The sequence below is a fragment of the Paraburkholderia sp. genome (assembly GCF_035501035.1).
GTDB lineage: Bacteria > Pseudomonadota > Gammaproteobacteria > Burkholderiales > Burkholderiaceae > Paraburkholderia.
The window spans coordinates 1-6,280 of the sequence record NZ_DATJWR010000492.1 but is presented as its reverse complement, the minus strand read 5'-3'; the positions used below and the strand labels follow the sequence as shown (position 1 = coordinate 6,280).

General features: G+C 66.9%; 5 protein-coding genes. 4 read left to right on the top strand and 1 reads right to left on the bottom strand.

Annotated elements, in window-relative coordinates; translation table 11 throughout:
- The first annotated feature begins 130 nt into the window (after positions 1–130).
- The 4 genes from VMJ11_RS33740 to VMJ11_RS33725 all read left to right on the top strand — a co-directional run bounded on the left by VMJ11_RS33740 (position 131) and on the right by VMJ11_RS33725 (position 5,228).
- Complete coding sequence (locus VMJ11_RS33740; protein WP_325625509.1) at positions 131–790, top strand: glutathione S-transferase family protein; 660 nt, start codon at positions 131–133, stop codon at positions 788–790.
- 301 nt (positions 791–1,091) lie between these two features.
- Positions 1,092–1,547, top strand: coding sequence for a (2Fe-2S)-binding protein (locus VMJ11_RS33735; protein ID WP_325625508.1), 456 nt, complete (start codon positions 1,092–1,094; stop codon positions 1,545–1,547).
- A 1-nt stretch (position 1,548) separates the two neighbouring features.
- On the top strand, positions 1,549–3,840 hold the full coding sequence (locus tag VMJ11_RS33730) for a xanthine dehydrogenase family protein molybdopterin-binding subunit (protein WP_325625507.1): 2,292 nt from the start codon (positions 1,549–1,551) through the stop codon (positions 3,838–3,840).
- An 86-nt stretch (positions 3,841–3,926) separates the two neighbouring features.
- Positions 3,927–5,228, top strand: a complete 1,302-nt coding sequence (locus VMJ11_RS33725) for a cytochrome c (protein WP_325625505.1) — start codon at positions 3,927–3,929, stop codon at positions 5,226–5,228.
- 76 nt (positions 5,229–5,304) lie between these two features.
- Here VMJ11_RS33725 and VMJ11_RS33720 read toward each other — a convergent pair whose 3' ends face one another.
- Complete coding sequence (locus tag VMJ11_RS33720) at positions 5,305–6,108, bottom strand: transporter substrate-binding domain-containing protein (protein WP_325625503.1); 804 nt, start codon at positions 6,106–6,108, stop codon at positions 5,305–5,307.
- Between the last annotated feature and the right edge of the window lie 172 nt (positions 6,109–6,280).

The window sequence follows — 6,280 nt, the reverse complement described above, 5'->3', positions numbered from 1 at the left end:
TTGCACCCTTTGGAGCCGTCGAGCGCGCGTCATCGCACCCTGCCGCAAAACAGTGCGCTGCCAAGGCGTTCGTGGTGCAGCGCGCCCGCGCGATGTGCGCGGCCACGAACTTTGCCCCCAGGAGGGCCGCATGAGTCAGATGAATACGACCTTGACGATCAGTAGCCGCAACTATTCATCGTGGTCCATGCGCGGCTGGCTGCTCGCGAAACTGGCGGGACTCGAATTCGACACGGTCACCGTTCCCATCGACGACGCCGCGGCGCGCGCCGAGCTTCTGCTGCTCTCGCCCTCGATACTCGTGCCCTGCCTGAGGCACGACGGCATCGAAATCTGGGACACGCTCGCGATCTGCGAGTACCTCAACGAAATCCGCCCGCAGGCGAAGCTCCTGCCCGCGGACCGCAAGGCGCGCGCGCACTGCCGCTCCGTCTGCGGCGAAATGCATTCGGGCTTCAGCGCGCTGCGCTCCGCGCTGCCGATGAACCTGCGCGGCCATTTTCCGAACTTCCGCATCTGGTCGCGCGCGCAGGACGACATCGAGCGCATCCTGACGATCTGGCGCGACTGCCTGCAGCGCTACGGCGGCCCCTGGCTCTTCGGCGAGATCAGCGCGGCAGACGCGATGTATGCGCCCGTCGTCACGCGCTTTCTGACCTACGACGTGCCGCTCGATGCCGACATCGGCGAGTACTGCATGCGCGTGCTCAAGCAGCCCTATGTCGCCGAATGGATCGCGGCCGCCCAGTCGGAGACCGAGGACATCGACGAGCTCGACATGGAATTCTGATCTCGCGCGCAGTCCGCATCCACGCGGGCTTTCTCGCTCCCTGCACCGCTCCTGCGCTCCACCCGTCGGGCGAGACGGCGAAAGCGTGCGTGTAGCGGCACTCCCCCCGCACATGCCGTTGGGGATCCGGGCGGCGATCGACGCGTTCACAGCAAACTTCGAACGGCACCATTACACTCAGCTGGTTATCGAAGGGCACCGCCCACGACGTTTCCATTTGGCTTTCTAGCGGAACAGCCGGCGCGCGAGTTCTGCTTGTGCGACTGATAGCGATAAATCCCCACTTTTCGTGAGCCGCTCCATGACGACGCTAATCATCAACGGCGAAACGCATGCGGTCGATGCCCCGCCCGACATGCCGCTCCTCTGGGTCCTGCGTGACATCGTCGGGCTCACCGGCACGAAGTTCGGCTGCGGTATTGCGCAGTGTGGCGCATGCACGGTCCACATCGACGGCGAGCCCGCACGCTCGTGCGTGATGCCCGTCGCCGCGCTGGCCGGCCGCAAGATCACGACCATCGAGGCCGTAGGCACGACGCCGGCGGGCCAGAAAGTGCAGAAGGCATGGCGTGAGCTCGACGTGGTGCAGTGCGGCTACTGTCAATCGGGGCAGGTCATGTCAGCAGCGGCGCTCATCGCTTCGAACCCGAATCCGAGCGACGCCGACATCGACGCCGCCATGGCCGGCAACATCTGCCGCTGCGGCACCTATGCCCGGATTCGCGCGGCCATCAAGCAAGCCGCGAAGGAGGCCTGAGATGTCCCAAGGCCTCCTCGACGCGCAGCATGCGCCCAACGGCGCGGCGCATCGCGCGACGCTAGCCGCCGCCAGCGGGCAACTTTCGCGCCGCGCCTTCCTCAAGCTCGGCGCAGCGGCGGGCGGCGGCCTGCTGCTCGGCATCAGCTTTTCGGCCGCCGCGCAAGACAGCACGCAAGGCTCGCAAGGCCCTCAGGTGGGTCAGTCCGTCGGCGGCGATGACGGCAACGAAGCGCCTCAGGACGGCGTGTTCGAGCCAAATGCGTTCGTGCAGATCGACCGCTCGGGCAAGGTCACGCTCATCATCCCGAAGGTGGAGATGGGCCAGGGCGTGTACACGTCGATTCCCATGCTGATCGCGGAAGAGCTCGAGGTGCCGCTCGATAGCGTGACGGTCGATCACGCGCCGCCCAACGCGAAGCTGTTCACGGATCCGCTGCTGGGCGGCCAGCTCACGGGCGGCTCGACGTCGATCCGCTACGCCTGGCAGCCCATGCGCGAAGCGGGCGCCGCGGCGCGCACCATGTTGATTCAGGCGGCGGCGCAGCAGTGGCAGGTCGACCCCGCCAGCTGCCACGCCAAGGCAGGCGAGGTGCTGCACGACGAAAGCGGCCGGCGCATCGCCTATGGCCAGCTCGTCGACGCCGCCGCCCATCTGCCGGTGCCGCAGCAAGTGGCGCTCAAGGACCCGAAAGACTTCACGCTGGTCGGCAAGCCGACGAAGCGGCTCGACTCGCCGGAGAAAGTGGACGGCTCGGCGCTGTTCGGTCTGGACGTGCGCCTGCCCGGCATGGTCTACGCGGCGATCGTGAACTGCCCCGTGTTCGGCGGCACGCTCGCGAGCGTCGACGATACCCACGCGAAACAGATCCCTGGCGTCTCCCAGGTCGTGAAGGTCGACAACGCCGTGGCCGTGATCGGCGCGCACACGTGGGCCGCGAAGCGCGGCGCCTCGGCGCTCGTGATCGAGTGGAACGAAGGGGCGGGCGCCAACGTCTCGATGCAGCAGATCGTCGCCGATCTCGCGAGCGCCTCGCAGCGCGAAGGCGCCGTCGCGCGCAAGGACGGCGACGTGCAGCAGGCGTTCGGCGCCGCGAAAACGCGCGTCGACGCCGTTTATCAGCAGCCTTTTCTTGCGCACGCCACGATGGAGCCGATGAACTGCACGGTGCACGTGCGCCCCGACGGCTGCGATATCTGGGTGGGCACCCAGGTGCCCACGCGCGCCGTCGACGCGGCCGTGGCCGTCACGGGCCTGAGGCCCGAGCAGGTCACGCTGCACAATCACCTGCTCGGCGGCGGCTTCGGGCGGCGTCTGGAAGTCGATGGGATCACCCAGGCACTGAAGATCGCCAAACAGCTCGATGTGCCGGTCAAGGTGCTCTACACGCGCGAGGAAGACATTCAGCACGACATGTACCGGCCGTTCTACTACGACCGCCTCTCGGCCGGGCTCGATGCGAACGGCAAGCCCGTGGCCTGGCAGCACCGCATTGCGGGTTCGTCGATCCTCGCGCGCTTTGCGCCGCCGGCGTTCCAGCATGGCATCGATCCCGACGCTGTCGAAGTCGCCGCGGACCTGCCCTACGACCTGCCGAACCAGTTGATCGAATACGTGCGGCAGGAGCCGCATGCGGTGCCCACCGCGTTCTGGCGCGGCGTGGGGCCGACGCGCGGCACGTTCGTCGTGGAGAGCTTCATCGACGAGCTGGCCGTGGCCGCAAAAACCGATCCGGTCACGTACCGGCGCAATCTGCTCGGCAAGTCGCCGCGCGCGCTGAACGTGCTCGATGTCGCCACGCGCGCCGCCAACTGGGGACCGCCGATGCCGAAGGGCCAAGGGCGCGGCGTTTCCGTGATGCACGCGTTCGGCAGCTTCCTCTGCTTGGTCGCGGACGTCACCGTCGACGACGGCGAAGTGCGCGTGAACCGCGTGGTGTGCGCGGTGGATTGCGGCATGGCCGTGAATCCCGAAACCATCGAGGCGCAGATGCAGGGCGGTATCGTGTTCGGTATCACGGCGGCGCTTTATGGCGAGATCACGATCGAGCGCGGACGCGTCACGCAAACCAACTTCACCGACTATCGCATCCTGCGCATCGACCAGATGCCGGCCATCGAGGTGCATATCGTGAAGAGCGCCGAAGCGCCCGGAGGCATCGGCGAGCCCGGCACGGCGGCGCTCGCGCCCGCGATCACGAACGCGATCTACGCGGCCACGGGCAAGCGCGTGCGACAGTTGCCCGTGGGCCGTCAGCTCATGAACGCGGGGTCCGCCGCGAAATCGGCTTGAGGGAGGGGACCACGATGAAAACGATCAACGCCCCCCGAAGTGCTTCCCATGGTGCTCCCCGCAGCGCCCGCCAAAGCACCCGCGCAATGCGCCGCGCCCTCGGGCGAGGCTGCCGCGCCGCGGGCACCGCATTCGCCTTCGCGGTGCTTGCCTGCGTGAGCGCACGCCCCGCCCTCGCGGCCGACGCCGACGCCGCGACGATCCAGCGCGGCGCCTACCTCGCGGCCGTCGGCGACTGCGCGGCGTGCCACACCGCGCCGCACGGCAAGCCGTTCGCGGGCGGCCTGCCGATGAACACGCCACTTGGCCGCATCTACACGACCAACATCACGCCGAACCCGGACACGGGCATCGGCGGCTATACGCAAGCGGATTTCGCGCGCGCCCTGCGCGAGGGCGTCGCGAAAGACGGCCACAACCTCTACCCGGCCATGCCCTACCCCTCGTACGCGAAGGTGCGCGACGAAGACATCGCCGCGCTCTACGCGTACTTCATGCACGGCGTGCAGCCGGTGAACCAGGCCAACCGCGAGTCCGACATCAAGTGGCCGATGAACATGCGCTGGCCGCTCAAGATCTGGAACGCGGTCTTTCTCGACAAGGCCGCGTATCGGGACAAGCCGGGCAAGGACGCGGCATGGAACCGCGGCGCGTATCTCGTGCAGGGACTCGGCCATTGCGGCTCGTGCCACACGCCGCGCGGCATCGCGTTCAACGAGAAGGCGCTCGACGAAAGCGGCGACGCATGGCTCACGGGCGCGCTGCTCGACGGCTGGTACGCCTCGAACCTGACCGGCGAGCACAATACGGGCCTCGGGCGCTGGAGCAAAGCGGATCTCGCTCAGTTCCTGAAAACGGGGGCGAACTCGCACGCCTCGGCGTTCGGCTCGATGACCGACGTCATCAACAAGAGCACGCAGACGATGAACGACGCGGATGTGAACGCGATCGCAGCCTACCTGAAGTCGTTGCCGGCGGCGGGCGGCGACGGGCGGCCCGCCTACGCTTACGATGGCGAGGCGACGAAGGTGTCGCTCTCACGCCCGGCGAACGATGCGGGCGCACGCGTCTACACCGCGTATTGCATGCACTGCCACGGCGCGGACGGGCGCGGCTTCGCGCCGATGTTCGCGCCGCTCGCGGGTAACCCGAACGTGCTGGAGAACGATGCGTCGTCGCTCATCAACGTCACGCTCAATGGCACGGGCGATCTCGTGATCCAGGGCATTCCCGCGCCGTATCCGATGCCGTCTTACTCTGGAGTCCTCAGCGACCAGCAGATCGCTGACGTGCTCACGTTCATCCGTGCAGGCTGGAACAACAAAGCGGGTGCGGTGAGCGTGGCGCAGGTCGCGAAGATGCGCTCGCAGACGCAGGCCGCGCGCTAGAACGAGGAGTGGAGTGCGGAAGGTCTGGGCAGCGCGCCGGCCGTCGAACTGCGGCCGGCGCGCTCGTGGGCAGGCGTTAGTGCGCGATGGGTTGCGTCACGTCCTGGCCGAACCAGTGCATGGAAATCTTCTTGAGCGTGCCGTCCTGCTTAAGCGAAGTCAGCGCGTCGTCGAGCGCCTTGGCGAACTTCGGATTGCCCTTGCGGAACGGAATGGCCATTTCCTGATCGGCGCCCTTCAACACCGCGCCCGCTCGAAGCGGCAGCTGCGACGTCTTGATGATGTACGGCAGCATCAGGCGGTCGTCCATTGTCGCGTCGATGCGCTTGGCGGCCAGGTCGCGCAGCTTCTCGGGCGCGCCCGGATAGGTCTGCACGTTGATGCCGGGCACGGCACGCGCCATCTGGTCATAGTTGGTCCCGAGCGTCACGCCGAGCTTGTTGTCGCCCTTGAACTCGTCGAGCGCCTTGAACTCGCGCTTGTCGTCGGCGCGCTGGATCAGCTGGGCGGCCGAGTACGTATACGGCTGGCTGAAGTCGAGCGCCTGCTGGCGTTGCGGCGTGATGGTCACCTGATTGACGATCACGTCGAATTTGCCGGCCTGCAGCGCGGCGATGATGCCGCTCCACTCCGTGGGAATGAATTCGGGCTTGACGCCGAGCTTGGCCGCCACGGCCTTTGCGACATCCACGTCGAAGCCGACGAGCTGGCCGCTGGCGTCACGCGAATCGAACGGCGGATAGGTGCCTTCGAGACCGATCCTGAGCACCCCGGACTGTTTGACGGAGTCCAGCAAATCTTCCGCATGAGCGGCCACGGCGGTAAAACCGAGCGCAGATACGGCAAGCGCGCTTGTGAGCAGGAACTTCGACAACTTCATTCAACCTCTCCTTTTTATCTGGGTATTGAATTGCGCAACCCGTGTGTGGCTCCGGCCCGCATTCCATACATTCGCGCGAGCCGCGATAGCGGTTCGATTCGGCCGGAGGCCTTCGCGATGGCGCGTGAGCGGCCCCCCGGGGCCGCGTCGGTAGAGAATACTACGATCGGCA

Bases quoted from the DNA above. Each gene is read 5' to 3' on its own strand.
- VMJ11_RS33740 (WP_325625509.1), top strand. From the start codon at position 131: ATGAGTCAGATGAATACGACCTTGACGATCAGTAGCCGCAACTATTCA.
- VMJ11_RS33735 (WP_325625508.1), top strand. From the start codon at position 1,092: ATGACGACGCTAATCATCAACGGCGAAACGCATGCGGTCGATGCCCCG.
- VMJ11_RS33730 (WP_325625507.1), top strand. From the start codon at position 1,549: ATGTCCCAAGGCCTCCTCGACGCGCAGCATGCGCCCAACGGCGCGGCG.
- VMJ11_RS33725 (WP_325625505.1), top strand. From the start codon at position 3,927: ATGCGCCGCGCCCTCGGGCGAGGCTGCCGCGCCGCGGGCACCGCATTC.
- VMJ11_RS33720 (WP_325625503.1), bottom strand. From the start codon at position 6,108: ATGAAGTTGTCGAAGTTCCTGCTCACAAGCGCGCTTGCCGTATCTGCG.